Source organism: Sphingomonas sp. GW821-FHT09B04 (genome assembly GCF_059418285.1).
Window position 1 is genome coordinate 497,725 of record NZ_JBWKPO010000001.1, and the last position, 23,678, is coordinate 521,402.

Genomic DNA, 23,678 nt, shown 5'->3' on the forward strand with positions numbered 1-23,678 from the left:
CATGGCCGCGATGGGCCGTTTCGATTGGGCCGATCCGTTTGCGCTCGACGCGCAGCTGACCGACGAAGAGCGCATGGTTCGCGATGCCGCGCGCGCCTATGCGCAGGAGCGGCTGCTGCCGCGGGTCACCCGCGCATTTCTCGACGAGGATTTCGACCGCGAGATCATGTCGGAGATGGGCCAGCTCGGCCTGCTCGGCCCGACCATTCCGGAGACCTATGGCGGCGCCGGCCTTGGCTATGTCGCTTATGGTCTGGTGGCACGCGAAGTCGAGATGGTGGATTCGGGCTATCGTTCGGCGATGAGCGTTCAGTCGAGCCTCGTGATGCACCCGATCAACGCCTATGGCACCGAGGAGCAGCGCCGGAAGTACCTCCCCAAACTGGCGAGCGGCGAATGGGTCGGCTGTTTCGGCCTGACCGAACCCGATGCGGGCAGCGACCCGGGTTCGATGCGCACCCGCGCCGAGAAGATCGATGGCGGTTACCGGATCACCGGGACCAAGATGTGGATCACCAACTCGCCGATCGCCGACGTCTTCGTCGTCTGGGCGAAGAGCGATGCGCATGGCGGCGGGATCAAGGGCTTCGTTCTCGAGAAGGGAATGAAGGGCCTGTCGGCGCCCAAGATCGAGGGCAAGCTGTCGCTGCGTGCGTCGATCACCGGCGAGATCGTGATGGACGGCGTCGAAGTGGGCGAGGACGCGCTGCTGCCCGAGGTGCAGGGGCTGAAGGGGCCGTTCGGCTGCCTCAACCGCGCGCGCTACGGCATCGCCTGGGGCAGTATGGGTGCGGCCGAAGCCTGTTTCCATGCCGCACGGCAATATACGCTCGACCGCCATCAATTCGGACGGCCGCTTGCCGCGACCCAGCTGGTGCAGCTCAAGCTCGCCAATATGGAGACCGAGATCGCGCTCGGCCTGCAGGCGGCGCTGCGCGCAGGGCGGATGTTCGACGAGGGCGAACTGGCGCCCGAAGCGATCAGCATCATCAAGCGCAACAATTGCGGTAAGTCGCTGGAGATCGCGCGCATCGCCCGCGACATGCATGGCGGCAACGGCATCTCGGCCGAATTCCATGTGATGCGCCACGCGATTAACCTCGAAACGGTCAACACTTATGAGGGCACGCACGACGTCCATGGCCTGATCCTCGGCCGGGCGATCACCGGCATCGCGGCGTTCTGATGGACTTCCAGCCGACGCTGACCGGCGAACTCGCCCTGCTCAGGCCAACGGTGCCCGAGGACTGGCAGGACATGTTCGCGGTCGCGTCGGACCCGTTGATCTGGGAACAGCACCCGTTCCACAATCGCTGGCAGGAGCCGGTGTTCCGCGCCTATTTCGAGGACGCGCTGGCGAGCGGCGGTGGCCTCACAATCCTCGACAAGGCCAGCGGCGCGATCATCGGCGCCAGCCGCTATGCCTTTCCCGACGCGGTGCGCGACGAGGTGGAAATCGGCTGGACCTTTGTCGCCCGGGCCTATTGGGGCGGGGTGTGGAACCGCGAGATCAAGCGGATGATGCTCGACCATATCCACCAATATGTCAGTGGCGCGGTGTTCGTGGTGGGTGAGAACAACATGCGCTCGCGCCGGGCGATGGAGAAGATCGGCGGGGTGCTGCAGGAGGGCCGGGTCGAGCGCGGCAACGGGTTTATGCTGCCCGGCCATTGCTACTATCTTATCCGGCGTGGGGAATTCCGCGGGTGAAACCACTCGCAGGCATCAAGGTCGTCGAGCTGGCGCGGATCCTGGCGGGGCCGTGGTGCGGACAGCTGCTCGCGGACCTCGGCGCCGACGTGATCAAGGTCGAGCGGCCGGGCGCCGGCGACGATACGCGGCACTGGGGCCCGCCCTTCCTGCATGATGCCGAGGGCAAGGACCGCGACGCGGCCTATTATCATGCGGCCAACCGGGGGAAGACCGCCCGGTTCATCGACATCGCGACACCCGAAGGACAAGCCGAAGTGCGCGCGCTGGTCGCCGATGCCGATGTGGTGATCGAGAATTACAAGGTCGGCGGGTTGGTCAAATACGGGCTCGACCATCAGAGCTTGCTGGCGGTCAATCCGCGGCTGATCACCTGTTCGATTACGGGGTTCGGCCAGACCGGCCCCTATGCGCACCGCGCCGGATACGACTTCATCATTCAGGGGATGGGCGGGATCATGTCGCTGACCGGTGAGCCCGACGGCGCGCCGCAAAAGGCGGGGATCGCCTATGCCGACATCTTCACCGGCGTCTATTCAACGGTCGCGATCCTGGCGGCACTGCGAAAGCGGGACCAGAGTGGAGCGGGCGCGCAGATCGATATGGCGCTGCTCGACACGCAGGTCGCAGTACTCGCCAATCAGGCGCTCAACTGGATGGCGTCAGGCAAGGTCCCGCACCGGATGGGCAACGGCCACGCCAACCTCGCCCCCTATCAGGCGTTCACCGCGAGCGACGGCGATCTGATCATCGCGGTGGGCAATGACGGGCAGTTTGCCAGGCTGTGCACGGTGCTGGGACTCGATCTGCACGCCGACCCGGACTTCGCGACCAATCCCGCACGGGTGCGCAACCGTGCACGGCTGATCGCGCCGATTCAGGCGGCGGTGGCGGGCTGGACCAAGCAGACGCTGTCCGACGCGCTCGAAGCACAGGGCGTGCCCGCCGGTCCGATCAACGATATCGGCGAGGTCTTCGCCGACCCGCAGGTGGTGGCGCGCGGGATGCAGATCGCGGCAGGCGGACTGCCGGGAATCGCGAGCCCGATCGTCATCGATGGCGAGCGGATGGTGTCGGACCTGCCCAGTCCCGCGCGGCCCTGAGACCGCCAAAAGTCCCAAAAGTCACACTGCCACGCGTGCGCGAGGTCGGCTGGAAGCACGATTTCAAAGAGCGGGCACGAGGCTGCCCGCCCGATTCCAACATTTCAAGCGGTGCGTTCGATCAGCGCCTTCGCAGCAGCGGGCGCGCGCACCTTGCCGCCATGGATGAAGAAGACGAAGGTCTCGCGCGGCTGTTTCGGCGGGGCGCCGGCTTCGACATAGGGCAGGCCTTCGGGCTTACCGCCCGATGCCCATAGCTTCGCTGTCTCCGCCCAGCGGTCGATATCGCCGTCGGGATAGCAGAGCGGATTATCGTCCTCGCCCTTCTCCAGCCGGGCATAGACGAAGTCACCGGTGATGTCGGCGAGCGCGGGATATTCGGGCGAATCGGCAAAGACGATCGCAGCGCCCGCGTCGCGGCACATCGCGACGAACTCAGGGACGTGGAAGCTGTCGTGCCGCACCTGAATCGCGTGGCGCAGCTTCACGCCCTCGTGACTCTGGGGAAGCAGCTTGAGGAAGGCGCCGAAATCGTCGGCGTCGAACTTCTTGGTCGCCATGAACTGCCACAGGATCGGGCCGAGCTTGTCGCCGAGCTCGACGATGCCCTGCCCGACGAACTTGCCGACCGATTCGCCCGCCTCGGCCAGCACCTTGCGGTTGGTGCAGAAGCGCGACGCCTTGACCGCGAAGACGAAGCCGTCGGGCGCGGTCGACGCCCAGCCGGCGAAGGTCGCGGGCTTGAACCCCGAATAATAGGTGCCGTTGATCTCGATCGCGGTCAGCTGGCGGCTGGCATATTCCAGCTCCTTCTTCTGACTGAGGCCTTCGGGATAGAAGGTCCCGCGCCAGGGCTCGAAGGTCCAGCCGCCGATACCGATTCGAATGGGTGCATTTGCCATGGGCCGAGATTAGCGCGGCCGCAGGGCAAAGCGCATCACGAAATGCGCGTCCAAACCTGCTGCTTGCAGATCAGCCCGGCGAGCACGCAGCCCTTGCCGATCATCGAATCGCCGTTGATCTCCACATGGCCGGAGAAAGTGCGGTTCATGTCGGGCACGAACACATGGCCCTTATACGCGCCCGGTGCGACGCGCTGGAAATCGCGGAACAAATTGGTGCCGACAAGCTGCTCGGTGCCGCCGCGGCGCGCATCTGCCTTTGCCTTGTCGCTCGCCCAGGTGACGATTCCGCACACCCGGTCCTGCCCACAGGGGCTGAAACGGATTCGCACCGTATCCTTGGGATTGCGCCATTCGCTTGCTGACGAGAGCTTGCCGCCCGCCTGCGCCGCCACCGGCGCCACCAGCATCATCGCGCCAGCCAGAGCGGCCATCCAGCGAAGCGGACGCGAAGTGCGCCGCACCAGTTCCTTGCTCTGCATGGTTGAACCTCCTGCACCAGCCATCCCGAACGGGGATATTCCTCTGCAGGATCAGATAGGTAGGGGGCAGGGCCGGAAAAGGGCGGGAAGGGGGCCATTTCCGAAACGATCGGTTCAGGAATAGGGCACACGAGGCAGGAATCAGCGCAGGCAACGCTGTTCGGTCACATTTACGCCTGACTCGCCGCCGCCCTTCGCTGCAACAGACGCCATGCGAGCAGCAGCACGGTCGAGACTCCGATCGCGGCGTAGATCGCCGGGCCAGGATTCTCGATCGTGCTGATCGACCCGGCATAGGCGACGATGACGGCGAAAGGGACGACACCCACCGCATAGGCGGCGAGAAAGCGAATCGGATTCATGCGCGCGATTCCCGACAGGCAGCAGGACAGTTCGGGCAGGATCGGCAGCGCCTGACAGACAAACAGCGCGAGGACATCGTTGCGCGCGAAGCTCGTCTCGATCGCGTCGAGCCGCGCGGCGTCGCGGAACAGCCGGGCAAGCACGGGGCGACCCATCACGCGGCCAAGGATATGGCTGGTCACGCCCATTGCGAACAATCCGGCAATCGCGGCAGATGCGCCCAGCACAGGGCCCAGAAAATATCCGGCGAGCAGGATCGTGGTCATGGTCGGGATCGCGATCAGCAGATCGATCCACAACAGCCCGATCACCAGCGCGACGAGCCAGACCGGATCGATCTGATGTGCATTGGCGAGAAACACCCGGACCTGATCCTCCGTCAGGATTCCCGTCGCGCGCATCACCAGAAAGGTCGAGGCGAAGGCGAGCGCAAGCACGAACGCCGTCTTGAGCAGATCCTTCATCCCTTGAGCATCCTTCGCACGATTGAGGGGGCAATGCGGGCGAGCAGGGGGAGCAGCCGGGCCTTGCCGATATGGATTTCGTCCCGACCCCGCGCGATGCCGGTCAGGATGGCGCGCGCGGCGGCATCGGCATCCATCTTGCCGCTGCCGCGCCCCTCCGTCATCGGCGTCGCGACCAGCGGCAGGATCACCTCGATCACCCGGATTCCCCGGGGTTCGAGCTGATAGCGCAGGCTTTGCGAAAAGCTGTGCAACGCCGCCTTGGTCGCGCAGTAGAGCGCGGTGTCGCGCTTGGGATAGTAAGCGAGACCCGAGGAGAGGTTGACGATTCCGGCCCCCGGCCCCGCCGCTTCGAGTGGGCCGAGCAGGCCGTGCGCGAGGAGCGCAGGCGCGACGAGGTTGATCTGCGCTTCGGCGATCATCGCAGCGGGATCGAACTGCGACGCGGTGAGCGGCACGCCATATTGCAGCGCCGCGTTGTTGATCAGCAGATCGATCCGGGGATGACGATGCGACAGGTCAAACGCCAGCGCTCGCACCGCCTGCGGGTCGGCGAGGTCGCAATCGACCCGCTCGAGTCCCGCGTGCAGATCGAGCGCGGACGCGCGGCGCGACACGGCGATGACGCGGTGGTCGCCCGCGAGCAGGCGGTGCATCAGGCGCGCGCCGATACCCGAGGTGGCCCCGGTCAGCACGATGCACGAGGGTTTGGAAAGGGGCGTTGTCACCAGTTCTTCCGTTGCGTTATCCCGGTCCTAATGGATCCCGCGCCAAAGCCGATGAACCTGGGTTCAGTGGAGCCATCCGACCCGGCGGTTGCGCTTGCGGCGGCAATTGCCGAGCGGGCGGAGGCGCAGCGGATCGGAGTCCGGCGCGCGGCCGGCCGGGGAGAGACCGTCTTCGAACAGGGCAGACCGCTCGACCGGGCCTTCATCCTGTGCTCCGGTCTGGTGAAGCTCACCTATGCCACCGCGAACGGCGAGGAATGGATCAAGAGCCTGATCGCCGATCGCGGGCTGTTCGGCCCGTCGGGGCAGGGTCCTTCTGCGTCGATCGCCTTTTCGGCGATTGCGGTCGCGCGATCCGTGCTGGTCGCACTGCCGATCGACTGGCTGTCACGCGAAATCACCGAATCGCCCGCGCTTGCCGCTGCGCATGTCCGCTTCATCGACTGGGTGCGGCTGCGCAAAGAGGCGCGCGAACAGGCGCTGCTCTGCCAGAGCGCGGAAGAACGCTATCGCGATTTGCTGTCAAACGAGCATGCGCTGATTGCCCGCCTGCCACAGGCGGACATTGCACGGTTCCTGCGAATCACCCCCGTGGCGTTCAGCCGGATCAAGCGGCGAATGCGGGGCGGATAAGAAACGAATCGCGCCGTCAAACGGCGTTATGCTGGACAAGGCTGCTGCGATTTCGCGACCCGGCTGCCGCGCTATCGCGGCAGCGTCCTGGAGCGGGCGAAGGGATTCGAACCCTCGACCCCAACCTTGGCAAGGTTGTGCTCTACCCCTGAGCTACGCCCGCTCTCTGGCGCTTGGTGCCCGCTCGGAAGACCGAGGGGGCGGGGCAAGGTGGCGGCCTCTAGCAGCGGGTTCGGGGGTCCGCAACCCCCGAATCGCGCCATCCCCAACTTCGGCGTCCTTTGGGCGAAAGGGGTTGGCCAGCACGCCGCCAGCGCCCACATAGGGCGCCGGTTTTTGACACAAGGGATTCGCCGTGGCCACGCTGGGACTTTCCGCCGCCGACAAGGACGCCGTCGAGGCATTCCGCAAGGACATCGTCGAGCCTTCGATGACCAAGCTGGTCATCCTCGATTTCTGGGCCGAGTGGTGTGGACCGTGCAAGGCGCTGGCGCCCCTGCTGGAGAAGGTCGCGGCCGACTATGCCGATAAGGGCGTGATCCTCGCCAAGATCGACGTCGACGCCAATCAGTTCATCGCCGCGCAGTTTCAGGTGAAGTCGATTCCCACCGTCTATGCGATGTTCCAGGGCCAGCTGGTCGCGGACCTGACCAATGCGCGCACCGAAACGCAGCTGCGCGCCAATCTTGACCAGATCCTGCGCCAGATCCCGGTCGAGAGCGACGCGGCGGCGCAGGAGGCGCAGCTTGAGCCGCTGCTGGCGATGGCAGCCGAAGTCGCAGCGAACGGCGACCATGAGCGTGCGCTGGTGGTTTATGACCAGATCGGCGAGATGGCGCCCGAGCACCCGCAGGTCGCGGCAGGACGCGCACAAGCACTGGTCGCGCTGGGCCGGCTCGACGAGGCGCAGGCGGCGCTCGACGTAGTGCCCGACGATGCTGCCAGGACTCCCGAGGTCGAACGCGCGCAAGCCGCGCTGACGCTGGCGCGTGAGGCCCCGGCTGACGACGAACTCGCGGCGATTCGCGCACGGGCAGCGGAAAACCCGGCGGACATGGATGCGCGCTACGAACTGGCAGGCGCACAGATGGCTGCGAACGATCGCGACGGCGCCGCCGAAACGCTGCTGGCGATGATCGCCGAGGACAAGGAGTGGAATGACGCTGCCGCGCGCACGCGCCTGCTCAAGCTGTTCGAGGCGGTGGGTCTGGAAGACCCCTGGGTCTCGGGCCAGCGCCGCAAGCTTTCCGCCATCCTGTTCGGATGACGACCACGCGGCTCTCGATCTTTCCGCTGGCGGGCGCGTTGCTGTTCCCGCGGATGCAGCTGCCGCTGCACATCTTCGAACCACGCTATCGTGCGATGGTGACCGATTCGCTGGCGCGCGACCGGCGGATCGGGATGATCCAGCCGCGCCCCGGCTTTTACGAGGAGCCGGGCAAGCCAGTGCCGTTGTTCCAGATTGGCTGTGTCGGCCGAATCGCCGAGGTCGAGGCGCTCGACGACGGCAAGTTCGACATCGTGCTGGAGGGGCTGTCGCGCTTCCGCATGGTGCGCGAGCTGGACGTGACCACGCTGTTCCGCCAGGTCGAGGCTGAGCTGATCGCCGATCCGCAGGACGAGGTTCTGGCACTGGCCGAGCGCGCGTCGCTCGAACTCGAATCGCGGCGCTTCGCCGATGCACAGGGCTATGCGGTGGACTGGAGCGCGGTATCGCGGCTCGATGACGAGGCGCTGGTCAACGGCATCGCGCAGATCGCGCCGTTCGATCCGGCGGCGAAGCAGGCGCTGCTGGAGACCGATTGCCTGAGCGCACGCGCCGAGCTCACGGTGCAGCTGATGCAGTTCTTCGGCCGCCACGACAGCGACGAGGGGACACTGCAGTAGCGCGCTACGCCATTTCCCCGTGCAGCAGCTTGGGCGTCGCGCCGCTCTCGCCGCGCGCTTCGGCCATGAACCAGTTTTTGAGCGCAGGGACCTTGTCCACCGCCGACAGGCCGAAGCGGCGCGCGGCGTGGGCGGTCTTGCCGGGGATGCCGAACAGGTGCGTCAGCGCGTCGGTGGCGACGCTGACCATGAAGGTGTCGAGGCTGCGCCAGCGCTGGTAGCGCGCAAGCAGCTGGGGATCGCCCATGTCGAGGCCGAGCCGCTTGCCCTCGACCAGCACCTCGACCAGCGCGGCGACATCGCGGAAACCGACATTGACGCCCTGTCCCGCGATCGGGTGGATGCCGTGCGCAGCGTCGCCGACCAAAGCAAGGCGATCGGCAGTGATCGTCGCAGCGTGGTGGAAGCCGAGCGGGTGGCTGAAACGCGGGCCGAGCGGGCCGAGCTTGCCCAGGAACCCGCCCATCTTCTTCTCCGCCTCGGCGAGGAAACCGCGTTCGGAGAGCTTCATCATCCCCGCTTCCTCGTGCCGCTTGACCGACCAGACGATCGCCGAGCGGTGCCCCTGTTCGTCATCGACCAACGGCAGGATCGCGAACGGGCCCTGAGGATAGAAGATCTCGAACGCGGTATTCTCGTGGCTGTGCTCGTGGTGGAGCGACGTGACGATCGCCGAATGATCATAGGTCCAGCGCGCGACATTGAGATGAGCGGCGTCGCGGGTGGGCGAGTTGCGCCCCTCGGCACCGATCAGCAGTCGGGCTTTGACGACTTCCCCCGTGCTGAGGGTCGCGGTGACGCCGTGCGGACCGCGCTCGACGTTCAGCGCGCGGGTCAGCATCCGCACATCGGCGAGCGGTGCTTCAGAGGCTGCGGCCATCAGCGCGGCGCGCAGATGGCGATTCTCGAACATCGTACCCAGCGCGCCTTCGCCGTCCAATGGATCGAAATCGAGCTTGCCCGGCTCCAGCCCGTCGCTGACTCGGATGCTCTGGATCGGGCAGCCTTTGCCGGTCAGGCGATCCGCCACGCCGATCGCGTCGAGCATTCGCATCGGTGCTGCGGCGATGGCCGAAGCGCGCCCGTCATGCGCGGCGGCGAGAATCACCGCGGGGTCCGCGGGATCGATCACGATGCTGGAAATGCCGTGGCGGTCGAGGGCGACCGCAAGCGCGCTCCCCACCAGCCCGCCACCGAGGATCAGAAGGTCTGCCTGGCTCATGCCGACGCATTACGCCAGCGGCTGCCTTGACGCCAGAGTCCGCAGGGTGGATGAATCCGGCAAAGCGGGACTTTCGAGACATTTTCAGGAACAATGATGGCGAGCCGGGTGCAGCCGATGCTGTGGCGTGACACGATGAAGGCGGGGGCGAAACGCAGCGGCGCGTTGATCGGCGCGATCGCACTCTATGTCTTTACCTTCGCCACCGTGCTGGCGATCGGCACCTATAGCGGCAGCGATCCGTCGCTGAACACCGCGGCGGGCGGGCCTGCGAAAAATCTGCTCGGCACCCCGGGCGCGTGGCTTGCCGACCTGCTGTTGGCGACCGCCGGGCCTGCCATCGTGCTGCTTATCCCTGTCGGCCTGATCATCGCGACCCGCCTGTGGAAGGGGAACCCCGTCGGCGCATGGGGACGGATGCTGGGCGGCGCCGCGATCGGCGTCGCGCTTATCGGGACCGCCCTTGCGTTCGTCTCGAGCCGCCCCGCGCTCGAGTTCGAATTGCCCGGAAGCTGGGGCGGAATCGTCGGGCTTTCGGTCGCGAATCTGCTGCACGGGGCGCTGAACCTCGTCGGTGAGCCGATGGTGACCCTGTGGGGCGGACGGGCGCTTGGGCTGGTCGCGGGCATCGCGGGCGCGATCGTCTGGGCACGCAGCGTACAGCTCGAAGTGTCGCAACTGCGCCTGCCACGACGCGAGCGGACCGGCGCGGAGGCAGGCGAAATCGACGAAGACTTCGACGATGCCGCCGATCTCTTCACGCCCAACGCCGCGCCGAAACCGCGCAAGATGGCGCTGCCCGATACGCGCCCCGGCCCGGTGATCGCGGACCCCGCACCGCCGCCCAGCCCGCCCAAAGCCAAGCCGGTGCAGACCAGCCTCGACTTCAAGGGCAGCTATACGCTTCCGCCGCTCAATTTGCTCAAACCCCCGCCCAAGAGCGGCAGCGCAGCGATCGATAAGGCCGGGCTGGAACGTAACGCGCGGCTGCTCGAAAGCGTGCTCGACGATTTCCATGTGAAGGGTCAGATCGTCGAGGTTCGGCCGGGTCCGGTCGTGACGATGTACGAGCTCGAGCCCGCGAGCGGCATCAAGGCAAGCCGCGTGATCCAGCTGGCCGACGATATCGCGCGCAACATGTCGGCGGTGTCGGCGCGCGTCGCGACGATCCCGGGCCGCAGCGTGATCGGCATCGAACTGCCCAACGCCAAGCGCGAGATGGTGTCGCTACACGAGCTGGTCGGCAGCGACAGTTTCGAGGATATGGGCGCGCAGCTTCCGATCGTTCTCGGTAAGAACATTGCCGGCGATCCGGTGATCGCAGACCTCGCGCCGATGCCGCATCTGCTGGTCGCAGGCACCACCGGGTCGGGCAAGTCGGTCGGCCTCAACTGCATGATCCTGTCGCTGCTCTACCGGCTGACCCCGGACCAGTGCCGGATGATCATGATCGATCCGAAGATGCTGGAACTCAGCATGTACAAGGATATCCCGCATCTGCTCGCCGACGTGGTGACCGATCCACCCAAGGCGGTGCGCGCGCTAAAATGGGCGGTCGAACAGATGGAGGAACGCTACCGGATGATGGCTTCGGTCAACGTCCGCTCGCTCGGCTCGTTCAACGACAAGGTGCGTCAGGCGCTGGCCAAGGGCCAGAAGCTCGGCCGCAAGGTTCAGGTCGGCTATGATCCCGAGACGCGCCAGCCGCTGTACGAGGAGGAGACGCTCGAGCTCAATCCGCTGCCACAAATCGTGATCATCGTCGACGAGCTCGCCGACCTGATGATGACCGCGGGCAAGGAAGTCGAGTTCCTGATCCAGCGGCTCGCGCAGAAGGCGCGCGCGGCGGGCATCCATTTGATCATGGCGACGCAGCGCCCGTCGGTCGACGTCATCACCGGCGTGATCAAGGCGAATTTGCCGACGCGAATCAGCTTCCACGTCACCAGCAAGATCGATTCGCGCACTATCCTGGGCGAGCAGGGCGCCGAGCAGCTGCTGGGCAAGGGCGACATGCTCTACATGCCCGGCGGTAAGCAGATCGCGCGCGTCCACGGGCCGTTTGTGAGCGATGATGAAGTGATGGCAGTCGCCGATCACTGGCGCGCGCAAGGGGCGCCCGACTATATCCAGGCCGTTACCGAGGAACCCGAGGGCGAGGAATTCGCGCTCGATGGTGCGCCCGATGGCGAAGACAGCCCCGAGGAGCAGCTGTATCGCCGCGCGGTTCAGCTCGTCGCGGAGAGCCAGAAGGCCTCGACCTCGTGGCTTCAGCGCCAGCTGCGCGTCGGCTACAACAGCGCTGCGCGGCTGATCGAGCGGATGGAGAAGGACGGCCTCGTCTCACGCCCCGACCATGTCGGGCGGCGCGAAGTGTTGATGGATCAGGACGGCCGGCCGCTGTAGCGATGACCGATGGCGGCATCCTGGCCACCGCAACCTGGCTGTTCGACGGCAGAATCCCGTTAGGCGTCCGTATCAGCTATCAGTCCGTGCGCCATGGGTCCGGAGACTGGGCGGACGATCCCGAGGTGAGGGACGACATCGAGGCTCCCACCTATGTTCTCGAGTATGAGGCGGCGGGATCGAACGGCGAGCTATGGAACGGTGGCGGCCAGTTTCCGAGCCTCATTCAGGCGCAGAACCACGCGAGCGCGGCTGCCGGCCAACTCTTGAACTGGAACGAATAAGGCACGCGCACCGGTGCGCGCCCTAACTCTCCAGTTCGATCGTGCCGATCATCCAGTCGTGAAACAGCTTGACCGGGCGCTGCTCCAGCGCGCGCGGGCGGCACACGAACCAGTAGGAATAAGGACTCTTCACCACCGGATCGAACAGAGTGGCGATGCGCGGGTCATCCTCAGGCACCACGTGCGAATCGAGCATGAAGGCGATACCCACGCCCTGCGCGGCCGCCTCGAGCAGCAGCGATCCCGAATCGAACAGGTCGACCGCAACCGGCTCGATATTGGGGACGCCGAGCGCGTCACGCCAGATTTCGAAGCTGTCGGCCATATCGCGGTGGACCATCACGGTCATGCCGTCGAGCTGTTCGGGCCGGGTGATCGCATTCGGTCCCTCGACCAGATTCCGGGCAGCAACGAGGCGGATGCGGTTGCGGTCGAGACGGCGGCCGTAAAGCAGGGTGTCGATGTCGCGCGCGAGCACGATCGCGGCGTCGAGTCCGTCACCGAGGCGCGACATCCCATGCCCGCCGGTATCAATATCGAGATGGAGTTGCGGATGCATGGCGCGCAATGCACCCAGATGTGGGAGCAGCCGTTGCGTCGCGAACAACGCTGGCGTGCCGAGACGCAGGCGCAGCAATTCGACCCCGCTGGTCATCCCCTCGATCGCGTCGCTCATCGAATCGAGCGCCGGCGCGATCAGCCCGAGCAGCCGCTCACCCTCCGCATTCAACTTCATCGACTGATGGCGCCGCTCGAACAATTGCTTGCCGATGAAGCGCTCCAGCGCCTGAACCCGGCGGCTGAGCGCGGGCGAGGACAGCGCAAGCTCCTCCGCGGCCGCCTTGACCGAGCCAAGCCGCGCGACCTGGACGAACGCTTCGATGGCGGTGAGGGGTGGCAGCCTTCGCATAGCTTTTTGTGTGGTGCAGCGTTTCCATTTGCAACTGGTTATCAGTGTAACGAATCTGACAACGGTTACACTGGCACTAAACCGCGATTGTTACAGATTGCAGAAACTGCAATCATAATGGGATCTTTTCGCACTTGCACAAATTTACGCTGCACTGCACATAGGGCGTGCCTTTCAGGCATCCTCTCCTAAACCTTTCATGGGTCGGTCCCCTTGGGCCGGCCCTTTTTTTTGCCCAAATCGCGGGCGAAACGGTAGCCTACCTAGGCGATCCGGAACCGCATGCCTATCTGGCGCGCTCACCCGGCAATTCGCAGGGAAGGAGAGCCGATGGCCGATACCGATACCCCGACACGCAAGCTTCAGGTCGCCAATTCGCGTCCCGAGGACAGCGGGCGCGGCCTTGCCCATCTTCCGCGCACGCTGATGGCCGAGCTTGGCCTGCAACAGGGCGATGTGATCGAGATCATCGGCAAGCGCACGACACCGGCGCGCGCCGTCTTCCCCTATCCTGAGGATGAGGGGCTTGAGCTGCTGCGCATCGACGGTTTGCAGCGCGCCAATGCCGGGGTCGGATCAGGCGATTTCGTCGAGATCCGCCGCGGCGAATCGCGTCCTGCGACGCGCGTCGTGTTCGCACCCGCACGCAAGGATTTGCGGCTTGAGGGGTCCGCGAATGCGCTGAAGCGCACCTTTATCGGCCGGCCGCTGGCACAGGGCGACACCGTCTCGACCGTCGGCCAGCAGCGCGTTTCGGACATGCCGCCCAACGTGCTCCAGCATCTGCGCGCGCCGGCCTATGCGCTGCAGGAGATCCGCCTGACGGTCGTTTCGGCAACGCCGCGCGGCATCGTCCATATCGACGAGAATACCGAGGTCGAACTGCGCGCGGACTTCGAGGAAGCCAAGGAGCTGCGCCGCGCCGACGTCACCTATGACGATATCGGCGGCATGTCCGCGACGATCGACCAGTTGCGCGAGATGGTCGAACTGCCGCTGCGCTATCCCGAGCTGTTCCAGCGGCTGGGCGTCGATCCGCCCAAGGGCGTGCTGCTCCATGGCCCGCCCGGAACCGGCAAGACGCGACTCGCGCGGGCGGTCGCGAACGAGAGCGACGCCAGCTTCTTCCTGATCAACGGGCCCGAGATCATGGGTTCGGCCTATGGCGAATCGGAGAAAAAGCTTCGCGAGGTGTTCGAGGAGGCCAACGCCAATGCCCCCGCGATCATCTTCATCGACGAACTCGATTCGATCGCGCCCAAACGCGGGCAGGTGACGGGCGAGGCCGAGAAGCGCCTTGTCGCGCAGCTGCTGACGCTGATGGACGGGCTGGAAGCACGCGCCAATGTCGTGATCATCGCCGCGACCAACCGGCCCGAAGCGCTCGACGAGGCGCTACGGCGGCCGGGCCGGTTCGACCGCGAGATCGTGGTCGGCGTGCCCGACGAACGCGGTCGCCGCGAGATATTGGGCATCCACACCCGCGGCATGCCGCTGGGCGAGAAGGTCGACCTTGCCGAGCTCGCACGCACCACTTTCGGCTTTGTCGGCGCCGACATCGCCGCGCTGGCGCGCGAAGCTGCGATCGAGGCGGTGCGGCGGATCATGCCGAAGCTCAACCTCGAGGAGAAGACGATCCCCGCCGAGGTGCTCGAGACGCTGGCGGTCACCCGCGATGATTTTGTCGAGGCGTTGAAGCGCGTCCAGCCGAGCGCGATGCGCGAGGTGATGGTCCAGAAGCCCAACGTCCATTGGGAGGATGTCGGCGGTCTCGACGACGCGCAGATGCGTCTCAAGGAAGGCGTCGAGCTGCCGATGAAGGACCCCGACGCCTTCCGGCGCCTCGGCATCCGCCCGGCCAAGGGTTTCCTGCTCTATGGCCCGCCCGGCACCGGCAAGACATTGCTGGCCAAAGCGGTGGCGCGGGAGGCGGAGGCGAACTTCATCGCCACTAAATCGTCCGACCTGCTCAGCAAATGGTATGGCGAGAGCGAGCAACAGATCGCCCGGCTGTTCGCCCGCGCCCGGCAGGTTGCACCCTGTGTGATCTTCATCGACGAGCTCGACAGCCTTGTGCCGATGCGTGGGTCCGGCATGGGCGAACCGCAGGTAACCGAACGGGTGGTCAACACGATCCTTGCCGAGATGGACGGGCTGGAGGAGCTTCAGTCGGTGGTCGTGATCGGCGCGACCAACCGCCCGAACCTGATCGATCCCGCGCTGATGCGCCCGGGCCGGCTCGACGAGCTGATCTATGTCGGCGTGCCCGATGCCCCCGGGCGCGAGCGGATCCTGAAGATCCAGACCGGAAAGATGCCGCTCGCGGACGATGTCGATCTGAGCTCGATCGCAGAACGGACCGACCGGTTCACCGGGGCAGATCTGGAGGATGTGGTGCGCCGCGCCGGTCTCGCCGCGCTGCGCGAATCGCTCGCCAACCGGCAGGTGACGATGGCGCATTTCGAGGCGGCGCTCGCGGATTCGCGCGCCACCGTGACGCCCGAGATGGAGGCGGAATACGCCCAGCTCGTCGCGCGGATGAAGCAGGATGCGGTAGCGCTCAACCCGATCGGGTTCATCGCTCCGGGGATGCTTCAGGGCCGGAAGAAGGACGCAGGCTGAACCACCCGTAGAGGATCAGCAGCACGAGTGCGGCGGCCGCGGTGAAATAGGGCAGCGGCCGCCACACACCATAGAGCGCGACACCGATCGACGGGCCGAGGATGAAGGCGGCGCCGTTGACGGAGGTGACCTTGCCCGCCACTGACCCTTGCGCTGCCTGCCCCACCGCAAGCGAGGAGCCGGCGGTGAATCCCGGCCGCGAGAAGCCGAAGCCGAGCGTCGCCAGCGCATAGCCGGTTGCGATCCCGTACAGCGAGACCGCGTTCCCGATGGCAAACGCGCCCACGGCACTGAGCGACAGGCCGATCAGCATCAGCTGGCGTGGGTTGAGGTTGAGCAGTGGGATGATCCCCCATTGCGCGAGCAGCGCCGACCCCGCGCCCATCATCAGGACGAGGCCGGTCGCTTGAATCGCCTCGATCGGCGGGACCCCGAGCCGATCGATGATCAGGAAGCCGATCACTTGTCCCGCCATCGCCTGCGCATGGCCAAGCACCAGACCGCAGATCATCCAGGAACGCACACGCGGGTCGAAATAGCCGATCGGCTCGATCTTGGGGGTGGTGGCGGCGGTGACACTCGCCCCGCTCGCCTGCCCGCCGATCGAGGGATAGCTGGTCACCGCGCCATGGCTGAGCGGTGCATCGACATCACGCGGGAGGAAGCGCGAGATAACAAGCACCATCACCAGCGACGCCCCGCTGAAGATCAGCGCCGGGCCGGCGAGGCCAATCGTCGGCCCACCGCGCCACAGGTCGCCCACGACCAGATAGGGCGCAATCGCCGGGCCGAGGATGGTGCCGAGGCCAAAGGCCGAGCCGAGCAGGGTGAGCGCCCTGGTCCGGTCCTCGCGGCTGGTACGCGCAGCGACGATCGCCTGCACTGCCGGCGGCGCGGCCGAACCGAACCCGCCATAGAGCATCCGTGCCCCGACGAAGAAGATGAAGGCAGTGGCGGGTTCGATCCAGCCGTTGATCCCCGCCGCCAGGAACAGGCCACAGAAGAACAGCGAGGCGGTCAGCCCCATTTGTCCCAGCAACACCATGTTGCGCCGCCCGTGCCGATCCGAGCGGTTGGCCCAGAAGGGCGCGACCAGCGTCCACAAGATTGCCGAGACCGAGAAGGCGGCGGCCACCGCGCTGTCGGCGACTCCGAGCGAACGGCCGAGCGCGGGCAGCACCGATTGCAGTGCAGTATTGCCGGCGGCGATGGTGAACATCACCAGGAACAAAAGCCCGAAGGTGCGGTCGCGCGCCAGGATCACCCTCCCAATATCACGGGCGCTTCATTGCCGCGACCAGCGATAGCCGCGTTCGACGCGCGTCACCTCAAGCACATACCAGTCGTACCAGCGTGCGCGGCCGAGATCGCGGATGCGGGCATGTTCGGGATTGTCGCGCCAGGCCTGCGCGCTCGCATCGTCCACCCAGTAGCTGACCGTGATGCCAAGCCCGCCCGAATCGCGGACGCTCTCGACGCCCGCATAACCGGGCTGCACCGCGGCCAGCGCGCCCATCGCCCCGGCTGCTTCGGAATAGCCGTCGTCATCCTCATCCGTGCGTTGCGAGACGAAGATCACGGCGACCTGACCTTCGCGCGGATACGTCATGGACTGCTCCCTTCACGGGTTGTTCGATGAAACGTTTCGGCGGCGTGCGCAACCGCCACGGCGTGAAGAGCGTTAAGATGCGCACGTACCTGATGACAGAGCCGTGGCAACTGTCCTACAGGATCGTGACACCGACAGAGGGAAGTTGATGAACGGTTCGACCACGTTTTCCCGCGCGAAGCGCAAGGCTTCGCGCCCCCTCTCGCCACAGGCGCTCTTCCTCCAAGGGTTCTTCAAGCATCCGGTGATGGTCGGATCGATCATCCCGTCCTCGCGCAAGCTGATCCGCAAGATGCTGGGGCGCGTGGACTGGGAGAACACCAAAGTGTTCGTCGAGTATGGCCCGGGCGTCGGCACCTTCTGCCGCCACATCCTCGACCGGCTCGGCCCGGACGCGAAATATATCGCGATCGATACCAACCCCGATTTCGTCGCCTATCTGCGCCAGACCATCGTCGATCCGCGCTTCTCGGCGATTCAGGGTTCGGCCGCCGACGTGAACTCCATCGTCGCCGATCATGGCGCGGAGCATGCCGATTACGTGCTGTCGGGCCTGCCCTTCTCAACCCTGCCGGCGGGCGTGGGCGAAACGATCGCGGAAGCGACGCAGCGCGTGCTGAAGCCGGGTGGCGCGTTTCTGGTCTATCAGTTCAATCCGAACGTCCGCAATTTCCTGACCCCCCACTTTGCGCGCATCGATGCCGACATGGAGTGGTGGAACGTGCCGCCTGCACAGCTCTGGTGGGCGTGGAAGGACGAAGCCGCCGATTGACGGCGGCGGCCCGGCACCTCACATCGGGCGCATGGAACAGCTCAACCTTTCCGAATCGGAGTGGCGCCAGCGGCTCACACCCGCGCAGTATCATGTGCTGCGCGAGGCCGGGACCGAACGTGCCTTTTCGGGCCACTATACCGACAACAAGACCGATGGGGTCTATCGTTGCTCGGGCTGCCAGCTTGAGCTGTTCGACAGCGACGACAAATATGATTCGGGATCTGGCTGGCCCAGCTTCACGCGGCCGGTCGCCCCCGATCATGTCAGCGAGCATGGCGATTCGACCCATGGCATGGTCCGCACCGAAGTCCGCTGCGCGCGCTGTGACGGACATCAGGGCCACGTCTTTCCCGACGGACCGCCCCCGACGGGGCTTCGTTACTGCATCAACTCGGTCGCGCTCGAATTCCGCCCGCGCGGCGAAGGCGATGACGCCTGATTCGCATGCGACCGGCCGGCTTATCGATCCGCTTGTGAGCCGCGCGGTTCGCCGGTAGGTTCGCGCCACTTCCGATGCCCAGAAAACCCTCCGCCCGCCCCGGCAAGTTTCGCCGCATCCTGAAATGGGTGCTGATCGGCGGAGTCGCGCTCGCGCTCGCCGGCCTCATCGCGCTGACGATCGCGGTCTATACCGCGCGCGCCAATCTGCCGAGCTTCGACGAGCTCAAATCCTCGCCCAACGGACAGATGATCCGCGTCCACGCCGCCGACGGCACGGTGATCGTCTCATTGGGGCCGAGCTATGGCGAGTGGATCGAATATTCGAAGATCCCTGCACCGATGCGCGACGCGATGGTCTCAATCGAAGATCGCCGCTTTCGTTCGCACTGGGGCGTCGACCCGGTCGCACTGGTGCGCATCACCAAGTTCGCGTTCGACCATCGCGGTACCGACCGCCGCTTGCAGGGCGCATCGACGATCACCCAGCAGGTCGCGCGCACCATCTTCCTGTCGAACAAATATGACGTCGGCCGCAAGCTGCGCGAGATGGTGCTGGCGCTCGCGCTGGAGCGCAAGTTCACCAAGGACCAGATCCTCGAACTGTACCTGAACAAGGTCTATTTCGGCGGCGGCGCGTACGGCATCGACGCTGCCTCACGCACCTTTTTCGGCCATCCGGCGACCAATCTGACGCTGTCCGAATCCGCCGTCGTCGCAGGATTGGTCAAAGCGCCATCGCGCTACTCGCCCACCGCCGACGCGGAGGCGGCAATCGGCCGTGCCAGCGTGGTACTCGACGTGATGGTCGAGACCGGCGCGCTCACCCGCGCCCAGGCCGACGCCGCACGCCCGGCCGAGGTCAAGCTTGCCGCGGCGCCTAAGCAAAACAGCGTCCGCTATTTCACCGACTGGGCGCTGCCCCAGCTCGAAGTGCTGATCGACGAGACCGAAGCGCCGCTCGACGTGTGGACGACGATCGACCTCAAGATGCAGAACGCCGCGACGCAGGCGATTCAGGCGAATACCCCCGCCGGGGCGCAGGGCGCGCTGGTGAGCCTCGACCGCGACGGCGCGGTGCGCGCGATGGTGGGCGGGCGCGATTATGTCTCATCGATCTATAACCGCGCCACACAGGCGACGCGCCAGCCGGGATCGGCGTTCAAGCTGTTCGTCTACCTTGCCGCGCTCGAAGCCGGTCACAAGCCCGACGATCAGGTGGTCGACGAGGCGGTGACGATCGGCGGCTGGAGCCCGCGCAACAATTCGGGCCGATTCTCGGGCGCGATGTCGCTGCGTTCGGCCTTCGCCTATTCGATCAACACCATCGCTGCGAAACTGGGGCAGGAAGTCGGCTTCGGCACCGTCGCGGACATGGCGCGACGGTTCGGCATCACCACCCCGATCAATACTCAGCCAGCGATGGTTCTGGGCACCAGCAATGTGCGCCTGATCGACATGACCCGCGCGTTCGCTTCGGTCGCGAACAAGGGCGTTGGCGTCACCCCCTATGCAATCACCCGCGTCACCGCGAACAGCGCGGTGATCTATCAGCATGAAGTCGACACCTCACGCGTGCTGGTCGCACCCTATGTCGCGGCGCAGATGACCGACCTGATGCAGACCGCGGTCGCCACGGGCAGCGGACGCGCGGCGCAGATCGATCGCCCGGTCGCGGGCAAGACCGGCACCACAACCTCGAACAAGGACGGCTGGTTCCTTGGCTTCTCCTCGGGCCTCACCACCGGTGTGTGGATGGGCCGCGACGACGCCAAGCGCGTCGGTGGGCTGCAGGGCGGGACCGCCCCGGCACGCGCCTTTGCCGCCTTCATGCGCCCTGCGGTCGCCGGCCGCCCGGTCGAAGCGTTCGAGACCGAAGTAACCCTGCCCGAATGGCAGGTCGAGCCCGACGACGAAGTCTATGGTGCACCCGACAACGCCGTCTATGTCGATGAGGACGGTAACCCGATCCCACGCGAAGAGGCCAATCCGGATGCTGTCCCGGGCGGCACGCCGCCTCCCGCGGATGACGGCACGATCGATCAGGACTGGCTCGACCGGATGACCGGACGCGGCCAGCGCGATGCCCCGCCGCCGCGCCGCGAACCCGCCGATCGTGCACCCCCGCGTGATTCAGGACGCGACTCCGGGCGCGACGCCCCGCGCCCGCTTCAGGAATCGCGGCCGAACGAGTGAAGCCGCATCGCGTTGGCGCGCAGCCAGGCGCGCTCACGCACCGGATCCTTGCCATAGAGCTGCCGGACGACCGCGTGGAAAGCGGGACTGTGATTCATATGGACGCGGTGCGCGACTTCATGCGCGACGGTGGCGCGGCGCACCGCCGGCGGTGCGAGGATGAGCCGCCAGCTATAACGGATCACGCCCGACGACGCGCAGCTGCCCCAACGCCCCGACGGATCGCCGATCGCGACGCGGGTAACGGTGACATCGGCACGCGCCGCATATTCGGCGGTCTCGGTGCTCAGCATGTCGAGCGCGGTCTTGCGCAGCCAGCGTTCGACGCGGCGTTCATAGCCCTCGCGCGGCCCGCCCGCGATCAGCTGACCGTCGTCGAGCACCGGGGTGCGCGGAAAGCCGCTGTCCCAGCCAAGGCCAATCTCCTCACCCAGATAGAGGATCGTCGCGCCCGGCTCGAACGGCACCGGCGCGGTTCGACGTTCGAGCGCGCGCGCGATCCATTCATGCTGCTGCTCCGCCCAGCGCATCGCCTCGCCCACCGGTGCACGTGGCGGGAGCGTGAGGCGAACCTGACCGGTGGCGTTATCGACCGAGAGCTTCATCCGCCGCGCACGCGGATGGCGGACGACCTCGATCGGGTGGGTCACAGCACCCGATCGACCATATGGTGCTCGAGATCGCCGGCGATATCCTCGGAGATTGTCCAGCCGCGCACCGATTCGCCGGCGGCGTGGACCGCCTCGCGATCGCCGCTCACCAGATAATGCCAGTCAGGAAGCGGCTCATCGTTCGCGCGCAGCCGATAGGCACAGGTGCGGGGCAGCCAGACGATATCCTCGACATTATGCGCGTTGAGCCGGACGCATTCGGCGACATAGGCGTGGCGATGCTTGTAGTCGCCGCAGAAGCCGGTCTGGCGATCGAGCAGGCGGCACGCGACGTTGGTCGCATAGAGATCGCCGGTGTCCTCATCCTCGATCTTGTGCAGACAGCATTTGCCGCAGCCGTCGCACAATGCTTCCCATTGCGCTCGGTCGAGCGTCGAGAGCGGCTGCTCCCAGAAGGGCTTTATCCGATCCAGCGCTCGATCTCCGCGACGATCGCCTGCGGGTTCTGATCCTGCGGCAGCAATGCGATCGGCTCCCCCTTGGGACCGATCAGATAGGCCTGGCGGCCATGGTCCATGAGGTAGCCGCTCGGCGTCTCGCGCTTGGCATAGGGCACGCGATAGACCTTTGCCGCGGCATCGACCTGTGCCGGGGTGCCGGTGAGGCCGACCATGCGCGGGTAGAAGGCCGAGGTGAATTCCTTGACCACCTTGGGCGTGTCGCGCGCCGGATCAATGGTGACGAAGATCGGCACGATCTGTGCCGAGAGCTTGGGATTGCTCTTGTCGAGCAGCTTCATCGCGCCGCCGATATTCTGGACGTCCACCGGACAGACATCGGGGCAGAAGGTATAACCGAAATACATGATCCGGTATTTTCCGGCGAAGTCGGTGTCCTTCACCGTCTTGCCGTCCCCATCCACCAGCGTGAACGGTCCGCCGATCGAGGCTCCGGCAAGCGGCGCATCGGCGAGGGACTTCTTCGCGTCTGTGGCCCCGCCGCAACCGGCGAGAGCAAAAGCGAGGGCGAAAGCGGGGATCAGCAACCTGTTCATGGCGCCGCCCGCAATGATCTGATACGGGGCGAGTTGCAAGGTTTCCCAGCCATCAGGGGCATCGTTCGACCATGACTTTTCGTCCCGCCCGGCCCGTTTTCGCTGCGGCGCTGCTCGCGCTGGCGCTTCCGGTGGCCGCTCAGCAGTTCACCGACAGCTATAATTTCCTGAAGGCCGTGCGTGACCAGGACGGCACCAAGGTCACCGATATGCTGAACGAACCGGGTCAGACGATCGTCAATGTGCGCGACAACAAGGGTGAGGCGGCGATCCATATCGTCAGCAAGCGCCGCGACCGCACCTATCTGAACTTCATCCTTTCGCGCGGCGGCAACATCAACCTGCAGGACGGCAGCGGTAACACACCGCTGATGCTGGCGGTGGAGGCGGCCTGGCCTGAGGGCGTGACATTGCTGCTGTCCAGGCGCGCGAACGTCAATCTGGGCAATAGTGGCGGCGAGACGCCGCTGATCCGCGCGGTGCAGCGCCGCGATAGCGACATGGTCCGTACCCTGCTCGACGCCAAGGCAGATCCCGACCAGCGCGACCGGCTCGCCGGGATGAATGCCCGCGACTATGCGGCGCGCGACACCCGCTCGCCCGTGATCGCACAGCTGCTCAAGGACGCACCCAGTGTCCAGAAGCGCGCCGTTTCAGGACCGAACTTCTAGAAACGCTGCTAGCCGTTCCGGCCGAGCCCGTCGGCATCCGGATCGGTCAGCGTGATCACCCGGCGCGCAGCGCGGCGGGCGAAGGCGAGCGTGCATTTGCGCCGCGTCGCGCTGGCGAGCGGCACCGTTTTCGCTTCACGCAGGATTGCGGCATCGTAGCGGTCGGCGACGATCACCCCGCAGCGCTCGGGCAGGAAACCCGGCGTCTCGAACAGAGTCAGGTCGAACCCGGCGGGTACCGCCCAGAAGAAGCGGTCGCAATGGGCAAGATAGTCGCTCCATTTGCCGTCCCCAACCAGATCGGCGCGCGATACCTTGACCTCGACGATCACCACCTCACCCCGCGCGTCCAGCGCCATCAGATCGGCACGGCGGCCATCGCCCAGCGGCACTTCGGCCAGCGCCACGCAATCATGGCGCAGCAGCATCCGGCAGACCCCACGGGTCACTTCGGCGGTGAGCTGCGGCGCGGCCGGCGGCACCAGTTCCGGGTTCGACTCGGCAGCGGGGAGGGTAGAAACCATCCCCGCTGCCTAGAACATTTGTCGAACGAACGGAAGGTTCGAGTCGGTTTGGAGGTACCGTGAGAATGCGCTTTCGCGCACTCC

Annotated in this window: 25 protein-coding genes and 1 tRNA gene; 13 read left to right on the forward strand and 13 right to left on the reverse strand. The window is 65.9% G+C overall.

Annotated features, from left to right (window positions below):
• Window position 1 precedes the first annotated feature (1 nt).
• The 3 genes from AC07NK_RS02410 to AC07NK_RS02420 are packed head-to-tail and all read left to right on the forward strand — an operon-like array spanning window position 2 to window position 2,813.
• A complete protein-coding gene (locus tag AC07NK_RS02410; RefSeq protein ID WP_495168965.1) occupies window positions 2–1,186 on the forward strand; it encodes an acyl-CoA dehydrogenase in 1,185 nt (394 codons plus the stop codon).
• Window positions 1,186–1,710 carry a GNAT family N-acetyltransferase gene (locus AC07NK_RS02415; protein ID WP_495168966.1) on the forward strand — a complete coding sequence of 175 codons (525 nt, stop codon included), beginning with the start codon at window positions 1,186–1,188 and terminating at the stop codon, window positions 1,708–1,710. Before AC07NK_RS02410 ends, AC07NK_RS02415 begins: the two co-directional genes overlap by 1 nt.
• Entirely contained in the window at window positions 1,707–2,813 is a 1,107-nt protein-coding gene (locus tag AC07NK_RS02420; protein WP_495168967.1) for a CaiB/BaiF CoA transferase family protein, read from the forward strand. Before AC07NK_RS02415 ends, AC07NK_RS02420 begins: the two co-directional genes overlap by 4 nt.
• A gap of 104 nt (window positions 2,814–2,917) precedes the next feature.
• Here the strand turns inward: AC07NK_RS02420 and AC07NK_RS02425 are convergent, their stop codons facing one another.
• The 4 genes from AC07NK_RS02425 to AC07NK_RS02440 form a co-directional block, all read right to left on the reverse strand.
• On the reverse strand, window positions 2,918–3,715 hold the full coding sequence (locus AC07NK_RS02425; protein ID WP_495168968.1) for a DUF72 domain-containing protein: 798 nt from the start codon (window positions 3,713–3,715) through the stop codon (window positions 2,918–2,920).
• A gap of 35 nt (window positions 3,716–3,750) precedes the next feature.
• Complete coding sequence (locus AC07NK_RS02430) at window positions 3,751–4,197, reverse strand: DUF2147 domain-containing protein (protein ID WP_495168969.1); 447 nt, start codon at window positions 4,195–4,197, stop codon at window positions 3,751–3,753.
• Between the two features lie 170 nt (window positions 4,198–4,367).
• Window positions 4,368–5,024: a TVP38/TMEM64 family protein gene (locus AC07NK_RS02435; RefSeq protein WP_495168970.1), complete on the reverse strand. Its 657-nt coding sequence runs from the start codon at window positions 5,022–5,024 to the stop codon at window positions 4,368–4,370.
• Window positions 5,021–5,752, reverse strand: a complete 732-nt coding sequence (locus tag AC07NK_RS02440; RefSeq protein WP_495168971.1) for an SDR family oxidoreductase — start codon at window positions 5,750–5,752, stop codon at window positions 5,021–5,023. The genes AC07NK_RS02435 and AC07NK_RS02440 overlap by 4 nt, the downstream gene beginning before the upstream one ends.
• A gap of 51 nt (window positions 5,753–5,803) precedes the next feature.
• Here AC07NK_RS02440 and AC07NK_RS02445 point away from each other — a divergent pair, with 51 nt between their 5' ends.
• On the forward strand, window positions 5,804–6,385 hold the full coding sequence (locus AC07NK_RS02445) for a Crp/Fnr family transcriptional regulator (RefSeq protein WP_495168972.1): 582 nt from the start codon (window positions 5,804–5,806) through the stop codon (window positions 6,383–6,385).
• 88 nt (window positions 6,386–6,473) lie between these two features.
• Here the strand turns inward: AC07NK_RS02445 and AC07NK_RS02450 are convergent.
• Window positions 6,474–6,548: transfer RNA gene (locus AC07NK_RS02450), tRNA-Gly, on the reverse strand.
• Between the two features lie 192 nt (window positions 6,549–6,740).
• On the opposite strand from AC07NK_RS02450, the gene AC07NK_RS02455 reads away from it, so the two are divergent.
• Together AC07NK_RS02455 and AC07NK_RS02460 are read left to right on the forward strand one after the other, a co-directional pair.
• The gene (locus AC07NK_RS02455; protein WP_495168973.1) at window positions 6,741–7,652 is read left to right on the forward strand and encodes a tetratricopeptide repeat protein; all 912 of its coding nucleotides are present in this window, start codon (window positions 6,741–6,743) and stop codon (window positions 7,650–7,652) included.
• Complete coding sequence (locus tag AC07NK_RS02460) at window positions 7,649–8,272, forward strand: LON peptidase substrate-binding domain-containing protein (RefSeq protein ID WP_495168974.1); 624 nt, start codon at window positions 7,649–7,651, stop codon at window positions 8,270–8,272. The genes AC07NK_RS02455 and AC07NK_RS02460 overlap by 4 nt, the downstream gene beginning before the upstream one ends.
• 4 nt (window positions 8,273–8,276) lie before the next feature.
• On the opposite strand, the gene AC07NK_RS02465 is transcribed toward AC07NK_RS02460, so the two are convergent.
• The gene (locus AC07NK_RS02465; RefSeq protein ID WP_495168975.1) at window positions 8,277–9,494 is read right to left on the reverse strand and encodes an FAD-dependent monooxygenase; all 1,218 of its coding nucleotides are present in this window, start codon (window positions 9,492–9,494) and stop codon (window positions 8,277–8,279) included.
• A gap of 96 nt (window positions 9,495–9,590) precedes the next feature.
• Between AC07NK_RS02465 and AC07NK_RS02470 the strand changes: the two genes are divergently transcribed.
• Together AC07NK_RS02470 and AC07NK_RS02475 are read left to right on the forward strand one after the other, a co-directional pair.
• Window positions 9,591–11,900, forward strand: coding sequence for a DNA translocase FtsK (locus AC07NK_RS02470; RefSeq protein ID WP_495168976.1), 2,310 nt, complete (start codon window positions 9,591–9,593; stop codon window positions 11,898–11,900).
• Between the two features lie 2 nt (window positions 11,901–11,902).
• Window positions 11,903–12,184 (forward strand): hypothetical protein, encoded by a 282-nt coding sequence (locus AC07NK_RS02475; protein WP_495168977.1) that lies wholly within the window; start codon window positions 11,903–11,905, stop codon window positions 12,182–12,184.
• A 22-nt stretch (window positions 12,185–12,206) separates the two neighbouring features.
• Here AC07NK_RS02475 and AC07NK_RS02480 read toward each other — a convergent pair whose 3' ends face one another.
• On the reverse strand, window positions 12,207–13,094 hold the full coding sequence (locus tag AC07NK_RS02480; RefSeq protein ID WP_495168978.1) for a LysR substrate-binding domain-containing protein: 888 nt from the start codon (window positions 13,092–13,094) through the stop codon (window positions 12,207–12,209).
• Between the two features lie 330 nt (window positions 13,095–13,424).
• Between AC07NK_RS02480 and AC07NK_RS02485 the strand changes: the two genes are divergently transcribed.
• Window positions 13,425–15,716, forward strand: coding sequence for a CDC48 family AAA ATPase (locus tag AC07NK_RS02485; RefSeq protein ID WP_495168979.1), 2,292 nt, complete (start codon window positions 13,425–13,427; stop codon window positions 15,714–15,716).
• Here the strand turns inward: AC07NK_RS02485 and AC07NK_RS02490 are convergent.
• Together AC07NK_RS02490 and AC07NK_RS02495 are read right to left on the reverse strand one after the other, a co-directional pair.
• Window positions 15,670–16,935 (reverse strand): MFS transporter, encoded by a 1,266-nt coding sequence (locus AC07NK_RS02490; protein WP_495169617.1) that lies wholly within the window; start codon window positions 16,933–16,935, stop codon window positions 15,670–15,672. The two genes, AC07NK_RS02485 and AC07NK_RS02490, sit on opposite strands and share 47 nt — an antisense overlap.
• Window positions 16,936–17,001: 66 nt before the next feature.
• Window positions 17,002–17,325, reverse strand: a complete 324-nt coding sequence (locus AC07NK_RS02495; protein WP_495168980.1) for an antibiotic biosynthesis monooxygenase family protein — start codon at window positions 17,323–17,325, stop codon at window positions 17,002–17,004.
• Between the two features lie 148 nt (window positions 17,326–17,473).
• On the opposite strand from AC07NK_RS02495, the gene AC07NK_RS02500 reads away from it, so the two are divergent.
• The 3 genes from AC07NK_RS02500 (at window position 17,474) to AC07NK_RS02510 (ending at window position 20,734) form a co-directional block, all read left to right on the forward strand.
• Window positions 17,474–18,097, forward strand: a complete 624-nt coding sequence (locus AC07NK_RS02500) for a class I SAM-dependent methyltransferase (RefSeq protein ID WP_495168981.1) — start codon at window positions 17,474–17,476, stop codon at window positions 18,095–18,097.
• 31 nt (window positions 18,098–18,128) lie between these two features.
• Window positions 18,129–18,539, forward strand: coding sequence for a peptide-methionine (R)-S-oxide reductase MsrB (gene msrB / locus AC07NK_RS02505; protein ID WP_495168982.1), 411 nt, complete (start codon window positions 18,129–18,131; stop codon window positions 18,537–18,539).
• Between the two features lie 74 nt (window positions 18,540–18,613).
• Window positions 18,614–20,734 (forward strand): transglycosylase domain-containing protein, encoded by a 2,121-nt coding sequence (locus tag AC07NK_RS02510; protein ID WP_495168983.1) that lies wholly within the window; start codon window positions 18,614–18,616, stop codon window positions 20,732–20,734.
• Here the strand turns inward: AC07NK_RS02510 and AC07NK_RS02515 are convergent.
• From AC07NK_RS02515 to AC07NK_RS02525, 3 genes are read right to left on the reverse strand one after another with little or no spacing between them, the layout of a single operon-like run.
• Window positions 20,710–21,384 (reverse strand): M48 family metallopeptidase, encoded by a 675-nt coding sequence (locus tag AC07NK_RS02515; RefSeq protein ID WP_495168984.1) that lies wholly within the window; start codon window positions 21,382–21,384, stop codon window positions 20,710–20,712. The genes AC07NK_RS02510 and AC07NK_RS02515 overlap by 25 nt on opposite strands.
• Complete coding sequence (locus AC07NK_RS02520; RefSeq protein WP_495169618.1) at window positions 21,381–21,809, reverse strand: YcgN family cysteine cluster protein; 429 nt, start codon at window positions 21,807–21,809, stop codon at window positions 21,381–21,383. The genes AC07NK_RS02515 and AC07NK_RS02520 overlap by 4 nt, the downstream gene beginning before the upstream one ends.
• On the reverse strand, window positions 21,806–22,399 hold the full coding sequence (locus AC07NK_RS02525) for an SCO family protein (protein WP_495168985.1): 594 nt from the start codon (window positions 22,397–22,399) through the stop codon (window positions 21,806–21,808). The genes AC07NK_RS02520 and AC07NK_RS02525 overlap by 4 nt, the downstream gene beginning before the upstream one ends.
• Before the next feature lie 71 nt (window positions 22,400–22,470).
• Between AC07NK_RS02525 and AC07NK_RS02530 the strand changes: the two genes are divergently transcribed.
• Complete coding sequence (locus AC07NK_RS02530) at window positions 22,471–23,070, forward strand: ankyrin repeat domain-containing protein (protein ID WP_495168986.1); 600 nt, start codon at window positions 22,471–22,473, stop codon at window positions 23,068–23,070.
• 8 nt (window positions 23,071–23,078) lie between these two features.
• On the opposite strand, the gene AC07NK_RS02535 is transcribed toward AC07NK_RS02530, so the two are convergent.
• Window positions 23,079–23,594 (reverse strand): MmcB family DNA repair protein, encoded by a 516-nt coding sequence (locus AC07NK_RS02535; RefSeq protein ID WP_495168987.1) that lies wholly within the window; start codon window positions 23,592–23,594, stop codon window positions 23,079–23,081.
• Window positions 23,595–23,678: the final 84 nt, after the last annotated feature.

What these genes read in the sequence shown, in the direction of transcription:
- AC07NK_RS02495 (WP_495168980.1), bottom strand. Translation starts at nt 17,325, where the DNA reads ATGACGTATCCGCGCGAAGGTCAGGTCGCCGTGATCTTCGTCTCGCAA.
- AC07NK_RS02535 (WP_495168987.1), bottom strand. Translation starts at nt 23,594, where the DNA reads ATGGTTTCTACCCTCCCCGCTGCCGAGTCGAACCCGGAACTGGTGCCG.
- AC07NK_RS02510 (WP_495168983.1), top strand. Translation starts at nt 18,614, where the DNA reads ATGCCCAGAAAACCCTCCGCCCGCCCCGGCAAGTTTCGCCGCATCCTG.
- AC07NK_RS02475 (WP_495168977.1), top strand. Translation starts at nt 11,903, where the DNA reads ATGACCGATGGCGGCATCCTGGCCACCGCAACCTGGCTGTTCGACGGC.
- AC07NK_RS02460 (WP_495168974.1), top strand. Translation starts at nt 7,649, where the DNA reads ATGACGACCACGCGGCTCTCGATCTTTCCGCTGGCGGGCGCGTTGCTG.
- AC07NK_RS02490 (WP_495169617.1), bottom strand. Translation starts at nt 16,935, where the DNA reads ATGTTCACCATCGCCGCCGGCAATACTGCACTGCAATCGGTGCTGCCC.
- AC07NK_RS02500 (WP_495168981.1), top strand. Translation starts at nt 17,474, where the DNA reads ATGAACGGTTCGACCACGTTTTCCCGCGCGAAGCGCAAGGCTTCGCGC.
- AC07NK_RS02480 (WP_495168978.1), bottom strand. Translation starts at nt 13,094, where the DNA reads ATGCGAAGGCTGCCACCCCTCACCGCCATCGAAGCGTTCGTCCAGGTC.
- AC07NK_RS02425 (WP_495168968.1), bottom strand. Translation starts at nt 3,715, where the DNA reads ATGGCAAATGCACCCATTCGAATCGGTATCGGCGGCTGGACCTTCGAG.
- msrB (WP_495168982.1), top strand. Translation starts at nt 18,129, where the DNA reads ATGGAACAGCTCAACCTTTCCGAATCGGAGTGGCGCCAGCGGCTCACA.
- AC07NK_RS02470 (WP_495168976.1), top strand. Translation starts at nt 9,591, where the DNA reads ATGGCGAGCCGGGTGCAGCCGATGCTGTGGCGTGACACGATGAAGGCG.
- AC07NK_RS02465 (WP_495168975.1), bottom strand. Translation starts at nt 9,494, where the DNA reads ATGAGCCAGGCAGACCTTCTGATCCTCGGTGGCGGGCTGGTGGGGAGC.
- AC07NK_RS02525 (WP_495168985.1), bottom strand. Translation starts at nt 22,399, where the DNA reads ATGAACAGGTTGCTGATCCCCGCTTTCGCCCTCGCTTTTGCTCTCGCC.
- AC07NK_RS02530 (WP_495168986.1), top strand. Translation starts at nt 22,471, where the DNA reads ATGACTTTTCGTCCCGCCCGGCCCGTTTTCGCTGCGGCGCTGCTCGCG.
- AC07NK_RS02430 (WP_495168969.1), bottom strand. Translation starts at nt 4,197, where the DNA reads ATGCAGAGCAAGGAACTGGTGCGGCGCACTTCGCGTCCGCTTCGCTGG.
- AC07NK_RS02435 (WP_495168970.1), bottom strand. Translation starts at nt 5,024, where the DNA reads ATGAAGGATCTGCTCAAGACGGCGTTCGTGCTTGCGCTCGCCTTCGCC.
- AC07NK_RS02415 (WP_495168966.1), top strand. Translation starts at nt 1,186, where the DNA reads ATGGACTTCCAGCCGACGCTGACCGGCGAACTCGCCCTGCTCAGGCCA.
- AC07NK_RS02445 (WP_495168972.1), top strand. Translation starts at nt 5,804, where the DNA reads ATGAACCTGGGTTCAGTGGAGCCATCCGACCCGGCGGTTGCGCTTGCG.
- AC07NK_RS02485 (WP_495168979.1), top strand. Translation starts at nt 13,425, where the DNA reads ATGGCCGATACCGATACCCCGACACGCAAGCTTCAGGTCGCCAATTCG.
- AC07NK_RS02410 (WP_495168965.1), top strand. Translation starts at nt 2, where the DNA reads ATGGCCGCGATGGGCCGTTTCGATTGGGCCGATCCGTTTGCGCTCGAC.